Annotated in this window: 21 protein-coding genes; 3 read left to right on the top strand and 18 right to left on the bottom strand. The window is 64.4% G+C overall.

All coding sequences use genetic code 11. The features are described from left to right. The first annotated feature begins 5 nt into the window (after positions 1 to 5). Both AAFM92_10175 and AAFM92_10170 read left to right on the top strand, forming a co-directional pair. Positions 6 to 1034 carry a hypothetical protein gene (locus AAFM92_10175; protein ID MEL7300738.1) on the top strand — a complete coding sequence of 343 codons (1029 nt, stop codon included), beginning with the start codon at positions 6 to 8 and terminating at the stop codon, positions 1032 to 1034. After that, positions 1034 to 1729: an FkbM family methyltransferase gene (locus AAFM92_10170; GenBank protein MEL7300737.1), complete on the top strand. Its 696-nt coding sequence runs from the start codon at positions 1034 to 1036 to the stop codon at positions 1727 to 1729. Before AAFM92_10175 ends, AAFM92_10170 begins: the two co-directional genes overlap by 1 nt. Here AAFM92_10170 and AAFM92_10165 read toward each other — a convergent pair. Both AAFM92_10165 and AAFM92_10160 read right to left on the bottom strand, forming a co-directional pair. Beyond that, the gene (locus tag AAFM92_10165) at positions 1726 to 2616 is read right to left on the bottom strand and encodes a glycosyltransferase family 2 protein (GenBank protein MEL7300736.1); all 891 of its coding nucleotides are present in this window, start codon (positions 2614 to 2616) and stop codon (positions 1726 to 1728) included. The two genes, AAFM92_10170 and AAFM92_10165, sit on opposite strands and share 4 nt — an antisense overlap. Positions 2617 to 2645: 29 nt before the next feature. After that, positions 2646 to 3971, bottom strand: coding sequence for a sulfatase-like hydrolase/transferase (locus tag AAFM92_10160; GenBank protein MEL7300735.1), 1326 nt, complete (start codon positions 3969 to 3971; stop codon positions 2646 to 2648). 217 nt (positions 3972 to 4188) lie between these two features. Between AAFM92_10160 and AAFM92_10155 the strand changes: the two genes are divergently transcribed. After that, positions 4189 to 6081, top strand: coding sequence for a glycosyltransferase family 2 protein (locus AAFM92_10155; protein MEL7300734.1), 1893 nt, complete (start codon positions 4189 to 4191; stop codon positions 6079 to 6081). Here the strand turns inward: AAFM92_10155 and AAFM92_10150 are convergent. The 16 genes from AAFM92_10150 to AAFM92_10075 all read right to left on the bottom strand — a co-directional run bounded on the left by AAFM92_10150 (position 6078) and on the right by AAFM92_10075 (position 22903). Continuing rightward, positions 6078 to 6986 carry a hypothetical protein gene (locus tag AAFM92_10150; GenBank protein ID MEL7300733.1) on the bottom strand — a complete coding sequence of 303 codons (909 nt, stop codon included), beginning with the start codon at positions 6984 to 6986 and terminating at the stop codon, positions 6078 to 6080. The genes AAFM92_10155 and AAFM92_10150 overlap by 4 nt on opposite strands. After that, a complete protein-coding gene (locus AAFM92_10145; protein ID MEL7300732.1) occupies positions 6983 to 7792 on the bottom strand; it encodes a hypothetical protein in 810 nt (269 codons plus the stop codon). The genes AAFM92_10150 and AAFM92_10145 overlap by 4 nt, the downstream gene beginning before the upstream one ends. Positions 7793 to 7972: 180 nt before the next feature. After that, on the bottom strand, positions 7973 to 8695 hold the full coding sequence (locus AAFM92_10140) for a hypothetical protein (protein MEL7300731.1): 723 nt from the start codon (positions 8693 to 8695) through the stop codon (positions 7973 to 7975). Between the two features lie 156 nt (positions 8696 to 8851). Further along, complete coding sequence (locus AAFM92_10135; GenBank protein ID MEL7300730.1) at positions 8852 to 9919, bottom strand: carbohydrate kinase family protein; 1068 nt, start codon at positions 9917 to 9919, stop codon at positions 8852 to 8854. A gap of 156 nt (positions 9920 to 10075) precedes the next feature. Further along, on the bottom strand, positions 10076 to 10708 hold the full coding sequence (locus AAFM92_10130; protein MEL7300729.1) for a LysE family translocator: 633 nt from the start codon (positions 10706 to 10708) through the stop codon (positions 10076 to 10078). Between the two features lie 20 nt (positions 10709 to 10728). Next, positions 10729 to 11727: a 2-oxoglutarate and iron-dependent oxygenase domain-containing protein gene (locus AAFM92_10125; GenBank protein MEL7300728.1), complete on the bottom strand. Its 999-nt coding sequence runs from the start codon at positions 11725 to 11727 to the stop codon at positions 10729 to 10731. 79 nt (positions 11728 to 11806) lie between these two features. Continuing rightward, entirely contained in the window at positions 11807 to 13168 is a 1362-nt protein-coding gene (locus AAFM92_10120) for an ATP-binding protein (GenBank protein MEL7300727.1), read from the bottom strand. Between the two features lie 169 nt (positions 13169 to 13337). Then, the gene (locus tag AAFM92_10115; GenBank protein ID MEL7300726.1) at positions 13338 to 14669 is read right to left on the bottom strand and encodes an aspartate aminotransferase family protein; all 1332 of its coding nucleotides are present in this window, start codon (positions 14667 to 14669) and stop codon (positions 13338 to 13340) included. Then, on the bottom strand, positions 14666 to 15094 hold the full coding sequence (locus AAFM92_10110; GenBank protein ID MEL7300725.1) for a universal stress protein: 429 nt from the start codon (positions 15092 to 15094) through the stop codon (positions 14666 to 14668). Before AAFM92_10110 ends, AAFM92_10115 begins: the two co-directional genes overlap by 4 nt. 12 nt (positions 15095 to 15106) lie before the next feature. After that, positions 15107 to 17743: a TRAP transporter permease gene (locus tag AAFM92_10105; GenBank protein ID MEL7300724.1), complete on the bottom strand. Its 2637-nt coding sequence runs from the start codon at positions 17741 to 17743 to the stop codon at positions 15107 to 15109. A 93-nt stretch (positions 17744 to 17836) separates the two neighbouring features. Then, positions 17837 to 18805: a TAXI family TRAP transporter solute-binding subunit gene (locus AAFM92_10100; GenBank protein MEL7300723.1), complete on the bottom strand. Its 969-nt coding sequence runs from the start codon at positions 18803 to 18805 to the stop codon at positions 17837 to 17839. A gap of 176 nt (positions 18806 to 18981) precedes the next feature. Further along, a complete protein-coding gene (locus tag AAFM92_10095) occupies positions 18982 to 19869 on the bottom strand; it encodes a lysophospholipid acyltransferase family protein (GenBank protein MEL7300722.1) in 888 nt (295 codons plus the stop codon). Positions 19870 to 19925: 56 nt separating this feature from the next. Beyond that, on the bottom strand, positions 19926 to 20342 hold the full coding sequence (locus tag AAFM92_10090) for a universal stress protein (protein MEL7300721.1): 417 nt from the start codon (positions 20340 to 20342) through the stop codon (positions 19926 to 19928). A gap of 12 nt (positions 20343 to 20354) precedes the next feature. Next, positions 20355 to 21380 (bottom strand): Ldh family oxidoreductase, encoded by a 1026-nt coding sequence (locus AAFM92_10085; protein ID MEL7300720.1) that lies wholly within the window; start codon positions 21378 to 21380, stop codon positions 20355 to 20357. 27 nt (positions 21381 to 21407) lie between these two features. Then, the gene (locus tag AAFM92_10080) at positions 21408 to 22586 is read right to left on the bottom strand and encodes a UxaA family hydrolase (protein MEL7300719.1); all 1179 of its coding nucleotides are present in this window, start codon (positions 22584 to 22586) and stop codon (positions 21408 to 21410) included. 11 nt (positions 22587 to 22597) lie between these two features. Next, the gene (locus AAFM92_10075; protein MEL7300718.1) at positions 22598 to 22903 is read right to left on the bottom strand and encodes a UxaA family hydrolase; all 306 of its coding nucleotides are present in this window, start codon (positions 22901 to 22903) and stop codon (positions 22598 to 22600) included. Positions 22904 to 22914: the final 11 nt, after the last annotated feature.

The raw sequence follows: 22914 nt of genomic DNA, 5'->3' as shown, positions 1-22914 counted from the left end.
GCGAGATGTCGGAGAAGCGACTGATCCTTCACCTCGGCACCCCGAAGACGGGCACCACATCGCTTCAGAATGTGCTTGTCGCCGAGGAAGACGCACTGGCGGGCGCGGGGCTGCGCTATGTGAAGACCTGCCGGGCTGCGATCAACCACAACCGTCTCGTCATGCAGCTCTCAAAGGGGGGAAGCACCGCGGATCGCGTGACGCGCAGATTGCGCCGTGAGATCGGTGGAGCCCAAGAGCCCAGCATCCTGATTTCCACCGAGATCGGCTACGGCATACGTCCGACGCAGATGCTCTTCACCGCGCTGGGCGACTGGGCGGGGTCCGCGGAGATCATCGTTTACGTTCGTCGCCAGGACCTCCTCCTCGAGGCCATGGCCAAGCAGAAGCTCAAGAGCGGGCATTACCGGGGCAGCCTCGAGGCGTTCATCGCCACGCGGCGGCGGGGCGGCAACTACATGACCTACATCCGCGAGGTGCAGCGCCGGATCCCGGGTGTCCGCATCACCTGCCGACCCTATGATCGCGGCACGCTCCTCGATGGTGATGTGATCACAGATTTCTGGGAGTTCCTTGGCCTCAGCGGGCTGCCGCGCGCGGAAGGGCTGAGTGACCCGGTGAACGTCACGCCGTGCCGCGAACTCGCGATTGCGCTCTCCGAACAGGATTTCGCCACGCCGCAGCACCGGCGCAAGGTGATCTCCGCGATACAAGCCGCGCGGCCCGATCTCTTCAAATCCAAGGACATCCTGACCGCGCAAGAGCGGCGCGCGCTGCAGGAAGGCTACCGCGAAGAGAACAGGGCGCTCGGCGCCTTTTGTGGCCACGACCTCGAGGCGCTCTTCAACGACGACGTCGACTACGAAGCCGAGAGCAGGCCGATCAAGGATCCGGCCGAGCGGGAGGCGGTGTTGCAGGCTGCCAAGGCGGCTGTGCACGACATGGCGGAGCGGCTTCGTCCCGAGGCTGCAGAGGCTGCCGTGGGTCCGGCAGATGATCAGACCGAGGTCAGAGACGAGGACGAGACGGCATGATGCCAGACCAGCACGAAATCATCGCGGAGCTCGAGGGCTTCAAGGTCCCGGATTCCCCATTTGCCCAACGCACCGGTGCGTCGCGCTTCCAAGATGGGAAGTACGAGCGCAAGGAGCTCGAGATCGGGATGGCCCTGCTCAAACCCGAAGACCGCATCCTCGAGATGGGCGCCGGCCTCGGCTTTGTGGGCGGTTACCTCGCCTTCAAGACATCGGGGGTGGAGCTTTGGTCCTTCGAGGCGAACCCGAACCTCGTGCCGCATGTCGAAAGGCTCTATGATCTCAATGGCCTCGGCGACCGCGCGCGGGTGAGTAACAACGTCGTGCTCACCGGGGATGATCAGCCCGAGCATGTCCGCTTTCACATCTACAATTGCTACCTCGGCTCGTCGCTCTTTGACCGGCCCGACAAGCCGCGCCCGGCTGTCGACGTCCCGACGATGGGCTGGGCGCATATCAAGGAGAGCTTCCAGCCGACCTTCCTGATGATGGATATCGAGGGCGGTGAGCTCGAGTTTCTCGAAGGCGCAACGCTCGAGGGGATCGAGACCGTCGTCATGGAGTTTCACCCGGACCGCTACGGGATTGACGGGATGAAGCGCTGCAAGCGCTTGCTCCGCGCGGCTGGCTTTGAGCCTGATGCCGAGCGATCCTCGCGGACCGTCTGGGGCTGCACGCGAAAGGCCGCAGCCTAGAACACATTTTTGAAGCGGTCAGGAAGCTTGTAGAGCGCGTCGAAGGTTGCTCGGCCCGGCACGTATTGGTTGGCGTAGCGTTCGAACTGCTTCCCGAGGGCCGCACGCTCTGCGGCGAGCGTCACATCCTCGCCGCGGACGTCCAGCCCCGCGAAGCCTTGATATTCCCGCATGGTGCTGTCCCACACATGGGCCTTCTCGTACTGCGCATTCTCGGCCTGCGCGCGGTCGAGCATGGCCCGGCGCTTTTCGATCCGCGCTTCCAGCATGCTGAAATCGACAAATCTCAGGTGAAGCAGGAAGAGGTCGTCGCTCAGGTGCCTTGGCCCGCCATTGTTGCGGTGCCCGCCCGGTGCAAAGATCGCAGGCTGCCCGATGAGGCAGGGCTTCGAATAAGACCGGCTCACCTTGAAATGCTGTCGCCGGGAGAGGATCGTCGATTGGTCCTCTAGTGGGAGCGGCTCCTTTTCCGGGAGGTGGATGATCTCGATCCCCAGGGGCGAGATGTTGAGGGGCGCGGTGCTTTTGTCGGGAAAGGTCTCAGCGAGATAGGCGCGGAGCCCCTCGGCCCGGGACGGATCGACGATGACGATCTCGTCCACGTCTCCCACGATCATCCAATTGTAGAAGTCCAGAAGCCCGGAGGCGGCGTAGCCCTGCATCCGCCAGCGCCGCCGCTCCAGCTTCACCATGCCGGGGTCGCGGGGGACGTTGATCACGTTGGCCTCTGGCGCGATCTCCTTGTGTTTCGGGTCGCCGCCGTGGCTGTAGATGAAGAGGTTCTGCGGGCCGACCTGCGCGCCGTAGTACCGATACCAGCGCTCCAGGAAGAAGTAGTCCTGGTAGACCATGGTCATCACGCCGAGCGTCTCTTTGAAGGGGTCCACGCGTCAGTGTCCTTTGCGCCCGTGCCGTCTCATGCGGCCTCCGGCCATGGGAAGGCATGCGCCTCGCAGGAGGCTTTCAGGGCCGCCATCATGGGCGCGTGCGCCGGGTGCGCCGCGCCGAGGTCGCGGAGCTGCCAGAAGTCCTCTTCCAGATCGAAGAGCTGGGTCGTGCCGTCTCCGTAGAGGATGAGGCGGTGCGCGCCCTGCCGGATGGAGGCGCTTGCGCGGTGGAAGGTGGGGACGACGCGCGCCGGGTCCCGAGCGCCATCGAGCAGGGGGACGAGTGACCGCCCCGATGTGGGCGCTTCGACGGGAGGAAGCCCCGCGAGGTCGAGCACCGTGGGGCCGACATCGAGAAGGGCCACCGGATCGGAGATGTCCTGCGCTGCGCCGCGCGCGGGATCGAACACGATCAGCGGGACCCGCGCCACCTGCTCCCAGAGCGTCGTCTTCCGGTAGAGATTGCGATTGCCGAGATGGAAGCCATGGTCGGAAAGAATGATGACCACCGTATTGTCGGCGTGCCGTGACGCGCGCAACGCATCCCAGACCCGTCCGAGCTGGTAGTCTCCGTGGCTGAGCGCCGAGAAGTAATTCCGGACACTCTTGCGCCACCAGGACCAGTCGCCCTTCCTCAGAAACTCGTTCTGCTCCATGTGCTCGTTGCTGAACGCGTTCTCGTCAAAGCCATCGTCCCAGTCCGGCGGCGGTCGGAAATTGTCTTCGTCGTACATCTCCTTGAAGCGTGCCGGGGTCACGTGCGGCCCGTGCGGGCTGAAGAAGCCGATCTCGCGATAAAATGGCGCGTCCGCATCATAGCCTTCGAGAAACTCGATCGCCGAGGTCGCCGCTTCGTGGTCGTAGAAGGTCACGTCGTCCTTTGGATCGGTCGTGGCCCACCCCTTGCGATTTCCGCCGTAGCTCTTCAGCTCGAGCTCCTTGGGGATGCGCATGTCGCCGCTGAAGCGTTTTCGACGGTCCGAGTAAAGCTGCCGGTGCAGCGGCCCGGGCAACATGCCGTTACCTGTGTGATAGACCTTTCCCCCGGAAGAACAGAAATAGCCCGCGGCCTTGAACGAGCTTGGCCAGATGTCGGCAGGCGCGAGCCGGTCGAAGAGCGTGACGTCGTTGTCGTGGATGCCCAGCTGATGGGGCGTGCGCCCGGACATGAAGCTGGCCCGGGAGGGGCCGCAGATCGGGGCTTGACAATAGGCGGCGTGGAAGACGGAGGATTGCGCGCAGATCCGGTCGAGATTTGGCGTCTGGAGCGGCTCGTTGAAAGCGGTCTTGTAGGGCCAATAGGAGATGCAGTCGTCGAAACTGACGAGGAGCACGTTTCGCCTTTGATCAGCCACCCTGCATCTTCCTCAACGCCGCGCTCCTTCGCTCTTTCTGGCTGGATACCCTCGCGTTGGCACGGTTTTGTCACGGCAAGCCCCCTGCGGTCGAGGGATAAATCATCCGGGGCTGACCTGTGGGCGAGGTCCTTGCCGATCGCGCGCCCGCCATGGTACGTTTCTCGCGGGCAGGGCGTGGCAAAGCGCACAATTTTTGCAGGCAAAACAGAAGCTTATGTCAAAAGACGGCGAAGCCTCATGCACGGGCGACTATTCCGCGATTTTTGGGACGGTTCTGTCTCCGCTGAAGCAGCACGCGTCTCCCCATGGCCGCGTGACGGCCGTGTCGATGATGAAGGACGAGGGGCCCTTCGTGCTGGAATGGGTGGCGCACCACCTCGCGGTCGGGTTCACCGACATTGTTGTCTTCACCAATGATTGCTCGGACGGCACCGATGACATGCTCATCCGTCTGGAAGAGCTGGGCCTCGTGCATCACCGCCGCAACGACATTCCCGAGGGGCGCCGGCCCCAGCCCTCCGCGCTCAAATACGCCCAAGAGGAGCCCGTCGTCACCGGCAGCGACTGGGTCCTCGTGTTCGATGCGGACGAATTTCTGTGCATCAAGCACGGCGACGGATCTCTCGATGGCATGATCTCGGAGGCCAAGGCCCTCGGGGCCAACGGGATTGTCGTCACATGGCGCATCTTCGGCTCCGGCGGCGTGCATGACTGGTCGCGCGCGCCCGTGACAGAGCAATACACCTACGCCGCGCCGCCGATGTGGAACAAGGGCTGGGGCGTGAAGACGCTCTTCGCGTTCGACCCGGAATACTGGGTCCTCGGCATCCACCGACCGCGGATCAAGAAGAAGCATCTGGAAACGGATTTCCCCGATACGGTGCGCTGGCTCAATGGCTCCGGTCGCCCGATGGAGGACTACTTCAAATTTCGCGGATGGCGCTCGATCGTCCGCACGGTGGGCTACGACTGGACGCAGATAAACCACTACGCCGTCAAATCCATCGACAGCTACGCGATCCGCAAGTTCCGCGGCAACGTGAACCTCAAGAAAGACAAGTACAACTCGGACTACTGGTCCTTGCAGGACCGCAACGAGGTCTTTGACGACAGCGCCCTGCGGCACGCGGAGCGGCGCAAGGAAATCTTCGATCTCCTGCTGACCGATCCGGTGCTGAACAATCTGCACAGCACGGCAATTGAGAACGTCGAAGCGCGGCTAGAGAGCTTCAAATCCACGCAGGCCTACGCCGACATGGTGGCCGATCTCAAAGAAGCCTCGAAGGTCCCGATCACGGAGGTGGTGGCCAAGCCGCCCCAAGCCCGCGATCCCGAGAAGATCGCGGCGCTCATGTCGGACGTGGAGAAGAAGCGCAACGAGAAGACAAAGTCGGACCGACGCAACAAGGCGCATCCCGAATGGGGGCGCAACGGCGACCCTTATGTTCAGGGGCATATCGATCTCTCCGGGTCGCCCGCCATTGCCGTCATCGAGAACCGCGGGATCAAGATGCCGGCGGATCCCCGGGTCTTCGCGCCGCTGGCGCTCCAAACGATCCAGGATGGGAAATTCGAGCGCAACCTTGGGCGACACTTGGCGCGGCTCGTGGGCGATGCCGGGCTATACCTCGAGATCGGGGCAGGGGCGGGCTTTCTCCCGCTTCTCGTCGCGCGCGAATGCGCCAAGTCGCAGGTGGTCGCGCAGGAGGAGAAGGACGTGCTCCGCGCCTTTTGCAAGATCACATGGGGCCTGAATGCCCCGCTCCCCGAAGGCCGGCTCAAGCTGTCGGACACGCCGCTCTTCAATGCCGAGGACCCTCGCCAGAGGTCGTCCGGTCTCAACGCGATGCTGAGCGCCTGCCGGCCGGATGTCCTGCATGTGAACGACCCGCGCGTGAGCGCGGAGATGCTTGCCGGTGCGGTCGAAGCGGGCGAGGCGCGACCGAGCCACATCCTGCTCGGCATCCGTGCCCTGCTCGACCAGATGGAGGCGGAGAAGGCGCGAGAGCTGCTGACGCCCCTCGGCTACGTGCAACCGGAGGACAGCCCCTTCGCGGGCGTCGTGCACCTCCGGCGCTCAGCCTCCCGAGAGGGAAGCGCGGTCTAGGCCTTTTCCGCCGTGTCGGGAGCCAGTCGCCGGACGAATTTCACGCCGGTATGGCTCTTGAGGTAGCTGCGCGCAGTGTCGAGCTGGCCCACTTCGCGCAGGTTGTTCGTGTTGCGGTAGTGGATCGTGTAGATGTCGCGGTCTTTCGGCAGGGGCTCGCCCCGAAGCTTGCCACCGAGGATGTAGTGCTGCTCCTCGGGGAGGATGTTCCAATCGAGCCCGCTCCGCCGGATGGCCGCGGGCAAGGTCATCTGGTCGAGATAGGGGCGGCGCTTTTCGAGCGTCTCCACCCGGTCCACCTTGCTGGCCGTGTCGTACCAGACATCCGCAAAGCGCCCATGTCCCTGATCGCGTTCGGGAAAGCAGACGAGCCCCGAGCTGAAATAGGGGATCACCTTGCCTGGGCTGCGGCGCATGAGCTTGTAGCGCTCCGGCGGGATATCCATGTCTAGCGCTCCGTAGATGTCATCCCAGATCGATTGTTCCGCCCAGAGCATGGAGGCAGCCATCGAGCAGGAGACGCGCCCGGGAGATGTCAGGTTCTCCGGATTGTTCGACCTCAGAAAGAGGACGTCGGAATCCACGAACATCGAATACGCCGTGTCGCGTTCTTCCACGCAGGCGAGGATCTTGTTTCCGTGCGGGTAGGCGGGCGTGAACATGCCATCCGTCTTGAAGGTCCGGATCTCGGCATTCATGAGCTCGTGGGCCTTGAAGACCGCCGGATGGACGTCCCCGATCCGGTGCTCGGGGCAGTATCCCACCGCTTTGACGTGAGCGGGGAAATGCTCGCGGATGGAGGCGAGGAGGAAGCAGGCGAGGATCTCGTATTCAGGCGGTTCGACGATGTAAAATATCGTCAGGTCGCTCCGCTCCTGGGCGGCCACGTCCGCACCGGCACTCATCCCAGCGCTTGTGCCGGATCAATCCCGACTTCCTTGCACATCCTGTCCGCGTAGGAGCCCTCGAGCGGCGCGTTCTTGCGCCACCAGGGTTTCGTACCGTTGGTGTAAAGGTGCACGGAGAGCGTGGCGTCGGTGAAGTGCCCTTCGACCCGGCCATACGGGTCATAGAAGATGTCGTTGAGTTGGAACGGCACGGGGTAGAGGTAGTCGGAGCTCAGCGCCTTCTCGTAGTCTCCCGTTTGCTGGGCGAAGTAGGTGAAGGCCTGCGGTCCGAACGCTGTCCGTTCGGCCTTGTAGATCCGCACCGCGTGGGGCTCCCCGGAGAATTTCTCGAGCTTGCGTCGCTGGTTCTTGTTGAACCACGGCGGGGCCTCGGGGAGGTTCTCGTAGTAATCGAGGAGCAGGTCGATGAGCGGGGCGTCCGGCGGAATGTAGACCACCCCGCAATTGAGCGCGCCGCGGAACCCGTGGCCGGCATAGATGTGGCGCATCTCGTCGGGAAAGGGCTTGTGGCAGAACGCGTCGCAATCGATCCAGATCGCATCCGTCTTGCGGATCATCTTGTAGCGAAAGACGTTCGACAGAAACGACGCGCTGGTCTGTTCGACGATGGACATGTCGATGTCCATGATCTCGCTCGCCGGGCGCACCTCGACGCCCTCGGGCGCGTTCTGGACGTCATCCGTGCAATAGAGCGTCGTCGGGTGCCCCGCGAGGAGATGGGACTTCAGGCAAAGCTGGTTGAGGTAGTGCAGGCGGTCGCCGATCCAGAGCGACGCCACGGGGCGCCTGTTCAATTCCGTCATCACTTTCTCCGCTCGGTTCTGCCGCGTTGATCCGCGAACTTGGCCTCGTCCTGGGCTCTGGGCGAAAGGTGCCTTTTTCGCTGCCGAGTGTCCAGCTTGGCCGCCGCGCCCGCCCGCGCGCGAAGGCACTTCAATCGGGGAAGCTCAAAGCATCGAGCGCCCCCTGACGTCGCACGTACCTCAAGCGGCACGCGCCCCGCGATAGGCCCGCTGCCCGGTCAGATACTCGAAGCCTTCCTGTGCCAGTTCCTCGTGGTTCTCCGGACGCGGCGGATAGATCTGCAGGCGTGACTTCGTAGAGCCGTAGAGCTGCTCGCAATAGACGGGGCCGTCGCCCTTGTACTTTGTCCCGGTGCGGAAGGTCGGGATGAAATAGTGCGACGGAAAGACGGTATAATCCTCTGCCGGGTGCCGCTGCAGCCGCCGGGCGAGAAAGGCGTTTCCGACGCATTTCCAGGGTGCGCGGATCGTGTCCGGGGTCCAGCGTCGACCGATGTGGGCGATCACGTCGTCGAGATAGGGGTGCCCCGGCACGGATGCGAGGAACGGCGAGATGAAGCCGGGGACTTCCTCTTCGTTCTCGTAGACGGCGTAGAGATGGGGCATGTCCCAAAGGTCGTCCGTGGCGCGAAGGCACCGTGAATCCGCCTCCGGGATGAAGCCGCCCATCTCGTGCAGGATCTCGTAGCGCATGAGGTCGGACACGCCGGAATATCGCCCGACCCGGTAGTACTCGGCGATCAGGGCCTGGTTTCTCCAGGTCCGCGAGAAAAGGTAATCGTTGTCGTAGAGGCGGTATTCCCAGTCCGGATGAAACTCACGCCAGCTGTCCAGCAATTCGGTCGGCGCCGCGCGCGTTCCAACCCAAATATGCCCGAGAATCTTCGGGATCTTCACCTGCATGCCTGCTCCTCGCTTTTATTGGTCACGGCCCGCATAGCGGACCCCGACAAAGGCTTTGTGAATCACGGGAGACTCGGCAGGCAAGGAAAGATGCCGCGACCACCGCCGCGGGCGCGACGCCTGTTGCAAAGAAGCGCTAGCGCGCCCGGTGCGGCGCTAGGCCTGCGCGGCGGCCATACGCGTTAGCGCGTCGTCGGTCATGAGGCCTGTATGGGCATCCGGATGACTGACAACGGAGGACGAGTTGCACGCTGCGAGCCGGAGCGCATCGGTGACGGTCTCCCCGCGCACGAGGGCGCCCGAAAGCGTGGCGGCAAAACTGTCGCCCGCGCCTGTCGTGCCGCGCACGTCGGTTTTCACGACGGGTTGGAAGTGGATCGCGCCGTTGAGCGAAAGATGCGCGCCGTATGCGCCGTCGGTGATGCCAACATGGGATGGGCCCAGGCTGTGAATCCGGGCGAAGTAGTCATCGTAGCCCAGACGGAAACCGCCGATCTCCAGTGCCGTGGCCTCGTCTTTTATCTTGGGGATCTTTCCGCCATCCCAGCCGGTGCGTTCCACGAGCTTTGGGATGAGCGCGCGCGCCTCGGGTTTGTTGCAGATGAAGAGATCGACGTATTCGAGACTGTCGAAGAAGGCCTTGGTCTTACTCGTCAGTTGCCGAATGCCCGGATTGATCGCCACGAAGGCACCGGCGTCATGGGCGCGGCGCACGATATCGGGGAAGAGGTCGGCTGAGGCATTGCTGAGCCCCGCCACGTAGACAAGATCCGCGCCCTCGAATGCACCCCGCGGAATGTCACCCTCGGTCATGAACTCGTTTGCGCCCCGGTGCGTGAAGATCGCAGCGTCATGGTCATGGGACGCGATGAGGAGCGAGACGGCGGTCGCGTGGACAGGATCGCGGCTGACGAAGGTCTGGTCGATGCCTTCGCTCTCGAGCTTGGCGAGGATGCTTTGCGCATTCACGTCCTGCCCGATCTTGACGAGCGCCGCTGCGGAAAACCCCTGCCTTCTCAGGCAGATGGAGGCGTTGACACCGCCGCCGCCGAGATAGGTCTTGATGTCGTCGGCATCGACCTTCCTTCCGGGCTCCATCAGCAGGAAGGACGCGGTCTGGTTCGTGAGCTTCATCTGCTCGATATCGTCATCGGCGATCGTCGCGATGATATCTATGGTGGCCGAGCCCACCGTCACTGCGTGCACCATCTTGTCAGACACCATCCGTTGTTCCGGCGACTATCGCAGGTCGACCCTCCGGCGTGTTCTGAAAGATATGCGGATCGACTGCAAGAAAGCCCGGGAGAAATGCGGCCCTGTCCGCGCGAATGACGCGTTGTATCCGTGTCCGAGTGAAGAGTGGCGCCAGCCGGGCCGCGCTCAGACGAGCGAGATGTGCAGGTTGATGGCGATGGCGATCAGGACGGTGCCACCGCCCCATGCCATCCACTTTCGCATGTCCCGCTGTCGGTTCATGAAGCGCGCCATGCTGCCGCCGGTATAGGCCACGACGAGGTCCATGGGGATCGCGGTCAAGGGGACGAGGATGCCAAGGATCAGGAGCTGGAGCTGCAGGTGGCTGTCGCCGGTGGCGTCACCCACGGTGATGAACGGGGGCACGAAGAGCGCGAAGAAAAGAACGGTCTTCGGGTTGAGCACTTCCACCAGCACGCCTTGCCACATGATAGAGGCCATGGAGCGCTGCTTGACCTGTTCGACTTCGTAGGTCACCTCGGCCGCGGCTTTCGCGCCTCGGATCATGTCGACGCCGAGCCAGATGAGGTAGAGCGACCCGGCGAAGCGGAGCGCGGTCACGAGCCAGTCGGAGCGTTCGAGGAGCTGTGCGAGGCCGAGCGCTGTCGCCACCGCAAGCACGACCCCCCCGAAACAGAGGCCCACCGCCGAGGCCAGACCCGCCCCGCGGCTCTGCCCCACGGACCGAGAGAGCACGTAGAGCATAGACGGTCCCGGCGTTATGGAGAGGGCGAGACCCGCCAGCGCCACCGCGAGCATAGCTTCCACGCTTGGCATCTCTAGTTCGCCTCCCCGTTCATGCGGTCCTCGAAGGGATTGGTGATGTTGATCTGGCCGCGGACATCTCCCTGCGCCTTGTCCGCGAGATATGGAAAATCACGCACCAGCATGCGCTCGAGGTGATCTCCTGCCTTGAATGGCTCGTAGCGCGGCTTCGTGCCGTCCCGGAGCATCTCGGGAAACGGGCTGATCGTCGTGTCGAAATTCGCTGCCACGAAATAGGGCAGCGAGAAGCGCTCGTCGCTCAGGTTGAGCACCCGATGGGGGGTGGAGCGCAGATGTCCATTGGTCCAGGCCTCGAGCATGTCGCCAATATTGACCACAAAGGCGCGGGGCTCCACCGGCACATCGATCCATGTCCCTGCCGAAGTCATGACCTGCAGGCCCGGATTGCGGGTATGAAGAAGGGTCAGGCACTCGTAATCCGTATGTGCACCCATGTTGACCGATTTCGTGTCCACCCGCGCGCTTTCCCGCACGTAGTGGAGCAGCCTGAGCTGTGAGATGGGCTTTGTCATCTGGCCGGTGATCCTGCCCTCCGGCAAGTCCAGATACCGCTCGAGCGCCGCACAGATGCGGAGCCCGAGGGCCGAGATCTGCCCGTAATACTCCGACACGGTCGCCTTGAAGCCCTCGACCTCGGGCCAGACGTTTGGCCCCAGAAGCCTGTTGCCCGCGAGGAAATCGGGATCCGTGGCAGGGAGATCGAGCGCGAGGTCGAAGGCCTCGTAATTCCGGCTTTTCTCGTCGGCGTAATCACCCTTCTCGGTGAAGGGGACATAGCCGCGGTGATTGCTGCTCTTGCCGATGTAGTACTGGCGCTTCTCGGCTTCGGGCAGCGCGAAGAAGCGTTCGGCCATGCCGTAGGTCCGCGCGATGAGGCCGAGATCGATCCCGTGATTGATGATTTTGAAGAAGCCGATCTCGCGGGCCGCGCGCCCGATGGCTTCGCCCACCTTGTCGCGCGCCTGGCGATCCTCACTAAAGAGTCCGCTCACATCCAGCAGAGGAGGCTCCCCGGGAGGCGCAATTCGGGTGCAGGTTGCCGCAGTCACGTCGTTCATTTGAACCACCTGTCTAGGGAAGTGTCGGGAAACGGGTCGCTGGTTCGGGCGTGGCTGCCGGGAAATAGAGCTCGAAAGTGGAGCCTTTGCCGGGGGCGCTGCGCACAGCCACGGCGCCGCCGGATTGGCGCATGACGCCGAGCACGACGGAGAGGCCAAGCCCGGTGCCTTCTCCGACGTCCTTGGTGGTGAAAAACGGATTGAAGATCTGACTCTGGTATTTTTCGGGGATGCCCGCGCCCTCGTCGGTGACGCTCAGCCGGACATAGCGCCCGGGCGTGAGATCTGAGGGAAAGCGGCGGTCCTCTGCAAGGGTGTGAAACACGTTCTCGGTGGCGACATGGACGCCGCCGCCTTCCTCATTCGCCTCGAATCCGTTCCGAGCGAGGCGATGCACGATGTTCTGGATGGCGACGGGATCGACGGCGACGGGCCAGACGTCGGAAGCCAGGCTCTGCGCCAGTCGCGGCTGCAGCGCAGCGTCGAAGCTCGCGCAGACGGTCGAGACCAGCGTGTTGAGGCTCAGCGTCTCCGGCTTGAGACGTGTCTGCTGCGCAAAGGCGAGCATGTCCTTGATGAGTTCGGCACCGCGCGCTGACGCCGCGGTGACGTTGCCACGCAGCTCCGCGGCATCGTCAGGCGAGGTGCTCAGCTCGAGGAGCTCCATGTTGCCCGCAATGACGGTCAAGAGGCCATTGAACTCGTGCGCAAAGCGGCCCGTGAGCCGGCCGATGGCTTCGAGCTGCCGCGCTTCGAAGAGCTCGGCTTCGAGCGTTTTGCGGTTGTTGGTCTCCCGCGTTAGCTCGGCATGGGCCTCCATGAGGTCCTCGTAGCGCCGCTGGGAGGTGCGGGTCTCGGCAAGCAAGTCGATCTTCGCGCTGGTCATGGCCGCGACGGTGCTCAGGATTTCCAGCTCGCCTTCGCCGAAGGCTGCGAAATCCGGATGCTCGCTGTCGATGACCCCCAGCACGCGGTCGCCGGAGATGAGAGGCACGCAGATCTCGGAGCGCGCGATCTGGGTGTCGGCGATGTAGTTCGTCTCGGTGAGGAGATCATCGACGATGACAGATTTTCGGGTCTTGGCCACCTCGCCGGTGATGCCGTTGCCGAAGGGGATGACGAGCGGGTTGAGGATCTGCCTGCCGAAGGGGTTCTTCTCGCCCCAGGCCGCGGCCTGCGTCAGCTCGGTTTCCTCGTCATTCGACAGGTAGATCACGCAATCCACGAAGCCGAGACGGCCGACCACATTCTGCGCGACATACCAAAGGAGGTCTTCCACATTGCGGATCGACATCAAATCCACGGCGAACGTGTTGAGCGTCCGAAGTGTATCCGCGTCGTTAACGACGCTCGTCTGATTGAAATCTGTACGCATGGACGACAACACCAAAACAAACCTCCTCCCAAATGCCTAACCACCGTAGGTTGCATTTGTTTCTGGGTATAGGCTTTTTGGTAGAAATATTGCCGATTTCAGGCGCATTCATGGGAGCGCGCTCAATCGCAGGCTGGCTCTGCCCTAAGCTAGATTCGCGGCAGCGGCTCTAGCTCACCAACGCACGCTCCACGGAGCGTGAGAGCTTATGGACCAGCTCGTCGATCTGGCCGTCCTCGATGATGAAGGGCGGCGCGATGAGGACGTGATCGCCGGATTTGCCGTCCACCGTTCCACCGGCCGGATAGACGACGAGCCCCTCCTCCATGGCCGCCGACTTGATCTTGGCGTGGAGTTTTCGCGCGGGATCGAAGGGGCGTTTGGACGCGCGATCCTCCACGAGCTCGATGGCGCGGAAAAGCCCGCGCCCGCGGATGTCGCCCACATGGGCGTGCTGTCCGAAGGCTGCGTGCAAGGCCGCGTCGAGCCGCGCGCCCTGTGTCTTCACGCGCTCCAGAAGGCCGCGCCCGAGAATCGCGTCGATCACGGCCGATCCGGCTGCGGCGGCCAGGGGGTGCGCATGGTAGGTATGCCCGTGCTGAAAGCTGCCCGAGCCCTCCGCGATGGCGTCGTAGATCTTGCCCGAGCAGAGCATCGCGCCGATGGGCATGTAGCCCGCGCCGAGCCCCTTCGCGATGGTCACAATATCGGGGGCCACGCCGTCCTGCTCGCAGGCGAAGAAGCTGCCCGTGCGCCCCATGCCGCACATGACCTCGTCGAGGATAAGCAGGATGCCGTAGCGGTCGCAGATCTCGCGGATGCGTTTGAAATAGCCCGGGACGGCAGGCACGGCGCCGGCCGTGGCGCCCACCACGGGCTCGGCCACGAAGGCGAGCACGGTCTCCGGCCCAAGCGTCTCGATGGCGGTCTCGAGCTCGTCGGCCACGCGCAAGCCATAGGCCTCGGGCGTTTCGTCATCCGCGCGACCGCGATACTCGAAGCAGGGGGCGATGTGATGCGTCTCCACGAGGAGGGGCGCGTATTTCTCCCGTCGCCATGCATTGCCCCCTGTAGCCAGCGCGCCCAGCGTATTGCCGTGATAGCTCTGGCGGCGCGCAATCAGGCGGTGGCGCCCGGGCTGTCCGATTTCGAGCATGTATTGCCGCGCGAGCTTTATCGCGGCCTCCACGGCCTCGGACCCACCGGACAGAAGATACACCCTGTCGATGCCCGGCGGGGCATGGGCGATGAGCTGGTCAGCGAGGCGCTCCGCCGGTGCGGATGTGAAAAAGCCGGTATGGGCGAAGGCCACTTCATCGAGCTGCGCATGGATCGCGGCGCGTACGTCCGGGTCCGAATGCCCGAGGCAGGAAACGGCAGCGCCTCCGGAGCCGTCGAGATAGGCCTTGCCATCGCTGTCGTAGAGGTAGCAGCCATCGCCCCGCGCTACCCAGGGCAAGGCCTTGGCCACACGGCCGAAAATGTGGCTCTGGCGGCTCATTTCCCGCGCACGACGAAGACGGATTGCTTGGCGTGCCGGACCACGCGCGCCGCATTGGGGCCGAGGAGATAATCCGTGAGCCCGGGCCGATGGGAGGCGACGACGATGGCATCCACGTCGAGCTTGTCGGCGGCGTTCATGATCTCCTCGTAGACGCGCCCGTGCAGAACATGGGGGTGCACCTCGATCTCCTCGGGCACATGCTTGCGCACCCACTCGCTCAGCTTTTCCCCGATGTCGTGGAGTGCGCGCTCCTCGAAGCCCTCCTTGAAGAACGTGCCCACCATGGCCATGCCGAAATCCGGCAGGACCGTCATCACATGGAGCACGCCCCCGGGCTCGCATAGCGAGCGGGCCGCGGGCAGGGCCTTGGTCCAGCTCGAGGCGTCTTCGAGATCAATGGGTAGCAGGACGGTCTTGAACATCAGGGGTCCTCCTCAGAATGCCGGCTGGGTCTGGCGACGACGTTGCAGGACGATCACGAGACCGAGTAGCAGGAGCGCCGGGAGATAGAAGATCTGTTCCGGCATCCGGTCTTGCGGGACCTGCACCGAGGCGATGAGGACCGGTTCATCGGTGAAAAAATCGAAGTCGATCAGGGCCTCCTCGGCATCGGTGCCGAAGGCGGGGACGTCGATCTGGCCCGGCGCACCACCCGGCATCAGGGGCAGGTCCGAGTTGGCGAGCCGTTCCTCTGGTGTGGCGCCGGCCACGTCGACCATGAGGGTCGTCTCTGCCACGTCTCCGGTCTCGAAGTTCGGCCCTGAGATCAGGACACGGATCTGCTCGCCCTCCGGCAGATCACCGAGGACGCTTTCGAACTGTGCGCCGTCGACGGACCGGAAGGGGGACTGCACCATGTCGAGCCAGACATTCGGCACGAAGAGCGTGAACGCCACGAGGAGCAGCGCCAGTGTTTCGTGGATCTTCGAGCGCGCCAGGAAGTAGCCCTGCGTGGCCGCCGCGAAGAGCAGCATCGCGAAGGTAGCCACGATAAACACAAAGACCGCCTGAAGCACCCCGGCCCAGGTCCCGAGGTCCACGCCGTAAAGGATGAGCGTGGGGTTGAAGATGAAGAGGAAGGGCAGCGCCACCGTGCGCAAAGAGTAGAAGAACGCCGTGAAGCCCGTCTTGATCGGGTCTCCACCAGACACGGCGGCGGCGGCAAAGCTCGCGAGGCCCACGGGCGGCGTCACATCGGCCATGATCCCGAAGTAAAAGACGAAGAGATGCGCGGCGATGAGCGGAACGATCAGACCCTCCTGCGCGCCGAGCGAGACGACCACGGACGCCATGAGCGAGGAGACCACGATGTAATTCGCCGTGGTCGGCAGCCCCATCCCGAGGATCAGCGAGAAGAGCCCGATGAGCACGAGCATCACGAAGAGGATGCCGCCCGAGAGCTGCTCGACGAGGCCCGCGAGCTCGGTCCCGATTGGGGTCAGCGTCACGATGGCCACGATGATGCCCGCGGCAGCCGTGGCCACCCCGATGCCGATCATGTTGCGCGCGCCCGCGATGAGGCCCGCGACGAGATCGTCGAACCCGGCGCGCAGCTCGGACGTGAAGATGTCCATCTGGCCGCGGAACATCGCTTTGAGCGGGCGCTGCGTGAGGATGATGACGATCATGAGCGAGGTGGCGAAGAAAGCCGAGCGCGCCGGTGATTGCCGCTCGACCATGAGGAACCAGACGAGGACGACGATGGGAAGCACGTAGTGGAGCCCCGTGGCATAGATGTCCTTCACTTCGGGAAGCTGCACTTCCTTGGCGTTGGGATCATCCACTTCGAGATCGGGGCGGCGTGCGGCCACGGCCACCAGCCAGACATAGACCGCTGCGAGCAGCACCATCATGATCGGTCCCGTCAGGGACGGCGTCGCGGCGCGGAGGGCATCGACCCCGTAGATGAGCGCCGTGAAGCCCACGCCGGCCACGGCGAAGCCGAGGAAGAACTTGATGAGCATCCCCGAGAAGCTCTTGGCCTCGCCCAGGGCGGGCATGTTCTTCTTCAGCGCCTCGAGATGCACGATGTAGACGAGGGCGATGTAGCTGATCACCGCCGGGATGAAGGCGTGCGTGATGACCTGCACGTAGGAGATCCCGATGAACTCCACCATGAGGAAGGCCGCGGCGCCCATGACGGGCGGCATGATCTGGCCGTTCACGGAGGAGGCGACCTCGACGGAGCCCGCCTGTTCGGACGTAAAGCCCACCCGCTTCATGAGCGGGATCGTGAATGTGCCGGTGGTCACGACGTTGGCGATGGAGGAGCCGGAGATGAGGCCGGTCATGGCCGAGCCAACGACCGCGGCCTTGGCAGGGCCGCCGCGCAGGTGGCCGAGCCCCGCGAAGGCGAGCTTGATGAAGTAGTTGCCCGCGCCGGCCTTATCGAGGAGCGAGCCGAAGAGCACGAAAAGGAAGACGAACGCCGTCGAGACGCCGAGCGGGATGCCGAAGACCCCGCTCGTATCGAGCCAGAGCGCATTGAGGAGGCGGTTCGCAGAGAGCCCCTCGTGCTCGATGAGCTCCGGGATCAGCCAGCCCGAGCCCATGTAGCCGTAGAGGATGAAGAGCGAGCCCACGATGGTGAGCGCGGGGCCCAGCGCGCGGCGCGATGCCTCGAGCAGGATCACGAGCCCCACGGCCCCGACATAGACCTGAAAGTCCGTGGGAAGGCCGGAGCGCGCGGTGAGGGCGAGCGTGTCCGCGGCCCAGAAAATGTAGAAGGTGCAGAACCCGCCGATGGCCAGAAGGACCCAATCGGCAAGCGGGACGCGATCCCGCGGGGATCTCTTGAAGGCCGGGTAGGCGAGGAATGCCAGGACGATCGCGAAGAAAAGATGCAGCGGCCGCGTCTGGGAGGAGTTCATCACCGAGAAGTACTCGCCGAACCAGAGCATCGGCTGCGCGATCCAGAGCTGGAAGAGCGACCAGACGAGGGCGATCCCGGCGATGAGCAATGCGATTGCGCGGCTTTTGGGCTCCCGTCCGCCGCTGTCGGTGCTTGCGACGAGATCCTGAAGCTCTTCGTCCGAGAACTGGCGGCTGTCTTGGCTATTCTGATCGGCCAATGCGGTATCCCCCTGCGCGGCAACTTTGTTGGTGGGCTCCGGGCGGCTCAATGCGCCGCCCGGAGCCAGTGTCATGCGCTGGAAGCGGACCGGTTACTCGATCAGGCCGGCCTCGCGGTAGTAACGCTCCGCACCGGGGTGCAGCGGCGCGGACAGGCTGTCGGTGGCCATTTGCTGCGGATCGAGGTTCGCGAAGGCCGGGTGCAGGCCCTTGAACTGGTCGATATTCTCGAAGACCGCTTTCACGACCTCATAGACCACGTCTTCGGAGACTGCGGTGGAGCTGACAAAGGTCGCGCCCACGCCGAAGGTCTGCACATCGCTGTCGCTGCCGCGGTACATGCCGCCCGGGATCGTTGCCGTCCGGTAGAAGCTGTTGTCGGCCACGAGCTGTGCCACGGCGTCGTTATCGACCGTCACGAGCACGGAGTCGCATGCGGTCGTCGCTTCCTGGATAGAGCCCGACGGATGGCCCACGGTGTAGATCATCGCGTCGATGTTGTTGTCGCACAGCGCCTGCGATTGCTCGGCGGCCTGCAGTTCGGAGGCGACGGCGAAGTCGTCCATGGTCCAGCCCATGGCCGCCATGAGCACTTCCATCGTGCCGCGCTGGCCCGAGCCCGGGTTGCCCACGTTCACGCGTTTGCCCTTGAGATCTTCGAAGGTCGAGATGCCCGCATCGGCACGCGCCACGACCGTGAAGGGCTCCGGGTGCACGGAAAAGACGGCGCGCAGCTCTTCAAACGGGCCTTGCTCCTCGAAACGGGAGGTGCCGTTGAAGGCGTGGAACTGCCAGTCGGACTGGGCGACGCCGAACTCGAGCTCGCCGCCCCGGATCGCGTTGATGTTGAAGACCGAGCCGCCAGTGGACTCGGCGCCGCAGCGGATGCCGTGATCCGCGCGGCCCGGGCGCAGCATCCGGCAGATGGCGCCGCCGGTGGGATAATAGACCCCTGTCACGCCGCCGGTGCCGATGGTGATGAAGGTCTCCTGGGCAGATGCGACGCCCGCACCAAAGAAGGTGGCGGCAGCGACGAGCGCTCCGGTGAGATGCTTGTTCATTGGATTCTCCCTAGTGAACTTGTGTCACGGATGTGACGAGCGTGACGCAGAATCCCGTCGCACGTCAACCAGCGCGCCTCGGGGCCAAGGCAGCCGGGGGGGCAAACACATGGAAAATCGGGCACTTGCGCGGAAAGCGTGCAGCGGTCGGGCGCGATTCGCGTCACTCGTGCTGCTCAGGTGCCGGGGTCTTGGCCCAGTCCAAGCGTCTCCTCCCGCAGCCAGCTCACGAGGCCCCGCGGGTCTGCGGCCCAGCGCGTCAGCGCGTCGCCGCTGAACGGCGCCCCGATGAAGGGGCGCTGCGGCCTGTCGAGGGCGTGCTTCACCTCGTAGAGCAGGAGCCCTTGCCGAAGGGTCTGCGAGGTGAGGCTGGCGATCTGGTAGGCGCGGCTGTTCTGCCCGGGAAAGCGTACGGGCAGCACGGTCGCGCCGGAGCGCTGGATCATCTTGGCCGTGAAGGCGCTCCATTCTCGCTCGATTGCCGGGCCGAGAAAGCGATCCGCCGAGGCCACCACACCTGCCGGGAAGAGCACGACCGCCCCGCCATCCCGGAGGTGATCCATGGCGAGCTTGCGCATTTCCACGCTCTTTTCCACCGCGTCCGGATCATGGGCGAAGGGCACCGGGATCATGAACCGGTCGACCTCGCCCACACCGGTCAGCAGAGACCGTGTCAGGATCTTGTAGTCCTGCCGCACCCGTCCGATGAGCTCGGCCAGCACCATGCCGTCCACGAGCCCATGGGGGTGGTTGGCAGTGACGATGAGGGGGCCCGTCGCGGGAATGCGCGCGATCTCGTTCGCGGGCGTCTCCACGGCGATGCCCATGACCTTCAGCGCCTGGGTGAAGAAGGGCTGTCCCTGGGGCACGCCCATTGCTTCGAATTGCCGGATCTTTCGGAGCAGGCTGATCTTCGCCGTGCCGAGCTCGATGGTCCGGATCATCACCTGCTGCCAGGGGTTCGTGAAAGTGGTGGCATAGGAGAGCCGCCGCCCGTCATAGGGCTTGTCGCTCGCGAGAGAGCCGTCACCGACCGCGCTCGAGACCGCGGGCGGCTCCAGCATCATCCCCCTGCGGGGTCGTGTCAGTCGCGCCATGGAGCCAGGTCCTCGCGGGGCCGTCAGCGCTCGGGCCGCTGGATGAGCACGGAGCAGGGCGCGCGCCGGGCGACGCGAGCGGCCGTGGACCCGAGGAAGTAGTCCATGGCGGAGGGGTGATGCGCGCCGACGATAACGAGGTCGGCGCCGATCTCGCCTGCCACTTCCGAGATACGGACGCCCGGCTTGCCCGTCGTCACCATGCAATTGATATCGTCCGCGCCCTCGGCAATCGCCTCGAGCCTGCCGCGGATCTTTGCGGTCAGGTGGTTCTCGGGCTTCACCGTCACCAGCTCCGCGGCGAAGCCTGGGATGCTCTCGAGCACGGTCAGTAGCGTGATGATACCGCCGCGTTCGAGCATCGTGCGTGCGGTGACCAGCTTCATTTCCACCATGCCTTCATGGTCGAGCGCGACGGGGATGAGGATAGAGTTTGGCATAGTACTTGTCCTTTATGCGTCGTGGGGGGCGGCCGCCGTCCTGGCCAGCCTGCGCGCCTCTTCGACAAACGTCGCGGGGATATCGAGGCCGCGGGCCTCCGCCAATGCGCGTGATGCCAGCCGCCGGGCGCCGGGCAGCCGCGCGCCCTCCATGGCACTGATACTGTCGAGCAGCGCGGAGACGCGTGCGAGATAGTCCGCCTGCCCGCCGGGATCGATGGCGATCAGCGTCTGGCCCACGCGGGGCGCAGGGCCCTCGGCGGAGAAAAAAGAGCCCGCCTCCGCGCTGAAGGCACTCCCGGTGAGCGCTGTGGCCATGATCTCCACCATGAGGGCGAGGGCTGTCCCCTTGGCCTCGCCGATGGGGACCATGGTCCCGCCGAGCGCGGCCTCGGGATCTGTCGTGGCGTGGCCTTCTGCGTCGAGAGCCCAGCCTTCGGGAATGTCCTTGCCCGCTTTCCGAGCCGCCATCACCTTGCCCCGGGCCACCCGCGACAAGGAGAGGTCGATCACGAGCGGCGGGCCGTCCTGCCGGGGGGTGGCGAAAGCGATGGGATTGGTCCCGTAGAGCGCGTCGCGTCCGCCCCAGGGCGCGATTGCCTTTGGCGTGTTGGCGACCATCAGGCCGATCAGGCCCGCCTCGGCCACGCGCTCCACCGTTACCGACAGCGCGCCGCAATGATGCGAATTGCCCACCGCCGCGATGGCGATGCCGCATTCCCTCGCCAGAGGAACGACTGCTGCGATCGCCGCGTCGAGGGCTGGGAAGGCGAAACCCTGCCCGGCATCGACCGCGATCGAGGCGGGGCCGTGCTTCCGGATACTAGGCTCGGCCCGGGCGTTGATTTTGCCGCTTTTGACCTGCGCGGCGTAGTCGCCGAGGCGGCTGAAGCCGTGGCCCACTTGCCCCTCGGCTTCCGCGGCCACCAGCGCATGGGCGACCGAGGCCGCCGCCGGCGCGGGCACGCCGATGGCGGAAAAGGCCGCGGTGAGCAAGGCGCGGGCCTCTGGGATCGAAAGATTGACCACTGCCGCCATGGCGTTCGCCGCTCTCCCCCCGTTCCGTTACGCGCTGCGATAGAGCTTTGTCATGGAAAACTCGCGATGCCCGAGCGCTTCCGCAGCCGTGTTGCGTCCGTTGGCTGTGCGCCGGATCATGTCGATGAGCGCGTCGCCGGCCTCGTCGATTGTCATCTCGCGCCTGAGAATGCCGGAGACGTCCACGTCCACATGCTCGCCCATGGTGCGCACGGTGCGGGGATTGGCCGTGATCTTGATGACCGGCACGATGGGGTTGCCCACGACATTGCCCTGCCCGGTGGGGAAGGTGTGCACGACCGCGCCACCGGCTGCCATGAGCGTCACGCATTCGGCTGCCGCCGAAGACGAGTCCATGAAATAGAGACCGTCGCCCGATTTCGGCTGCTCGGCGGGCTCGAGGATGTCGATGTACTGCGAGGTGCGCCCGATCTTCTCGAGGTTGCCTAGCGCCTTTTCCTCGATCGTCGTGAGCCCGCCTTCGATGTTGCCCTTCGTGGGCTGGCTGTCAGAGAGGTCATCGGTCTGATGCGCGAAGATCACGTCGTCCTGGTAGGCCTTCCACATCTTGTACCACCGCTCGCCCACCTCCTCGTTGATGGCGCGCTTCTGGCAGATATGCTCCGCGCCCGTGATCTCGGAGGTCTCCCCGAAGAAGCCGGTGATCCCCTCGGGCAGGAGCTTGTCATACATGTTGCCCACCGTGGGGCAGGAGCCGAGGCCCGTCGTCGTGTCGCTCTCCCCGCACTTGGTGGAGACCCACAGCTCCTTCACGGAGCATTCCTCGCGCTGCACTTCGGTCGCCTTGTGCACGAAATCCTTCGCCGCCCAGGAGGCCGCGCGGATCGTCTCGAAATCGCCCTTCTGCTCGATGGAGAACTCGGCCACTTCCTTGCCGGTCTCGCGGATTCCGTCGGCGATGCGCTTCGTCCAGCCGGGCTCGATCCCGACGACGACTACGGAATGCACGTTGGGATTGGAGCCCGTGCCGATCATGGTCCGGAAATGGAGCTCCAGATCCTCGCCGAATTGCAGGCGGCCATAGGCATGTGGGATCGCGAGCGCGCCCTTCACGTTGTTGGCCACCGCTTCGCAGGCCGCGTTGGAGATGTCATCGACGGGCAGGATCAGGACGTGATTGCGGACGCCCACGCGGCCGTTCTCGCGGCGGTAGCCCATGAAGGTGATGTTCGAGTACTTGCTCATGGGGGCGCTCCTTACCAACGCTTGGTTTTGCAGTTGTGGGTGTGGACGTGGCCGCCCTGCGGCACGTCGGCGATGAACTTGCCGATATCCTCCCCGTACTTGATCGCGGTGTCGCCGTTCTTGATGTCCTTGAGCGCGATCTTGTGCCCGATGGGCACGTCCGCCCCGGCGGTCAGGCGGAAGGTGGAATTGTCGTGCGTGATGCAGCACAGCATGTCGGTGCCAGCGGTCAGGCCCTCGACGACGACCACGCCGACATTGTCGGCCTCTTCGTGAACAAGGAGGTGCGGTATCTCATTGGGGGCGGGGTTGGACATGGGCGTCTCCG

This window comes from Pseudomonadota bacterium (assembly GCA_038533575.1).
GTDB lineage: Bacteria > Pseudomonadota > Alphaproteobacteria > Rhodobacterales > Rhodobacteraceae > Shimia_B.
Note: the sequence above shows the minus strand (reverse complement) of the source record. Positions and strands in the feature narration are given on the sequence as shown.

Excerpts from the sequence above, each read along its gene's own strand:
- AAFM92_10175 (MEL7300738.1), top strand. The coding sequence starts at position 6 with ATGTCGGAGAAGCGACTGATCCTTCACCTCGGCACCCCGAAGACGGGC.
- AAFM92_10170 (MEL7300737.1), top strand. The coding sequence starts at position 1,034 with ATGCCAGACCAGCACGAAATCATCGCGGAGCTCGAGGGCTTCAAGGTC.
- AAFM92_10155 (MEL7300734.1), top strand. The coding sequence starts at position 4,189 with ATGTCAAAAGACGGCGAAGCCTCATGCACGGGCGACTATTCCGCGATT.
- AAFM92_10150 (MEL7300733.1), bottom strand. The coding sequence starts at position 6,986 with ATGAGTGCCGGTGCGGACGTGGCCGCCCAGGAGCGGAGCGACCTGACG.
- AAFM92_10145 (MEL7300732.1), bottom strand. The coding sequence starts at position 7,792 with ATGACGGAATTGAACAGGCGCCCCGTGGCGTCGCTCTGGATCGGCGAC.
- AAFM92_10140 (MEL7300731.1), bottom strand. The coding sequence starts at position 8,695 with ATGCAGGTGAAGATCCCGAAGATTCTCGGGCATATTTGGGTTGGAACG.
- AAFM92_10135 (MEL7300730.1), bottom strand. The coding sequence starts at position 9,919 with ATGGTGTCTGACAAGATGGTGCACGCAGTGACGGTGGGCTCGGCCACC.
- AAFM92_10130 (MEL7300729.1), bottom strand. The coding sequence starts at position 10,708 with ATGCTCGCGGTGGCGCTGGCGGGTCTCGCCCTCTCCATAACGCCGGGA.
- AAFM92_10120 (MEL7300727.1), bottom strand. The coding sequence starts at position 13,168 with ATGCGTACAGATTTCAATCAGACGAGCGTCGTTAACGACGCGGATACA.
- AAFM92_10115 (MEL7300726.1), bottom strand. The coding sequence starts at position 14,669 with ATGAGCCGCCAGAGCCACATTTTCGGCCGTGTGGCCAAGGCCTTGCCC.
- AAFM92_10110 (MEL7300725.1), bottom strand. The coding sequence starts at position 15,094 with ATGTTCAAGACCGTCCTGCTACCCATTGATCTCGAAGACGCCTCGAGC.
- AAFM92_10100 (MEL7300723.1), bottom strand. The coding sequence starts at position 18,805 with ATGAACAAGCATCTCACCGGAGCGCTCGTCGCTGCCGCCACCTTCTTT.
- AAFM92_10095 (MEL7300722.1), bottom strand. The coding sequence starts at position 19,869 with ATGCTGGAGCCGCCCGCGGTCTCGAGCGCGGTCGGTGACGGCTCTCTC.
- AAFM92_10090 (MEL7300721.1), bottom strand. The coding sequence starts at position 20,342 with ATGCCAAACTCTATCCTCATCCCCGTCGCGCTCGACCATGAAGGCATG.
- AAFM92_10085 (MEL7300720.1), bottom strand. The coding sequence starts at position 21,380 with ATGGCGGCAGTGGTCAATCTTTCGATCCCAGAGGCCCGCGCCTTGCTC.
- AAFM92_10080 (MEL7300719.1), bottom strand. The coding sequence starts at position 22,586 with ATGAGCAAGTACTCGAACATCACCTTCATGGGCTACCGCCGCGAGAAC.
- AAFM92_10075 (MEL7300718.1), bottom strand. The coding sequence starts at position 22,903 with ATGTCCAACCCCGCCCCCAATGAGATACCGCACCTCCTTGTTCACGAA.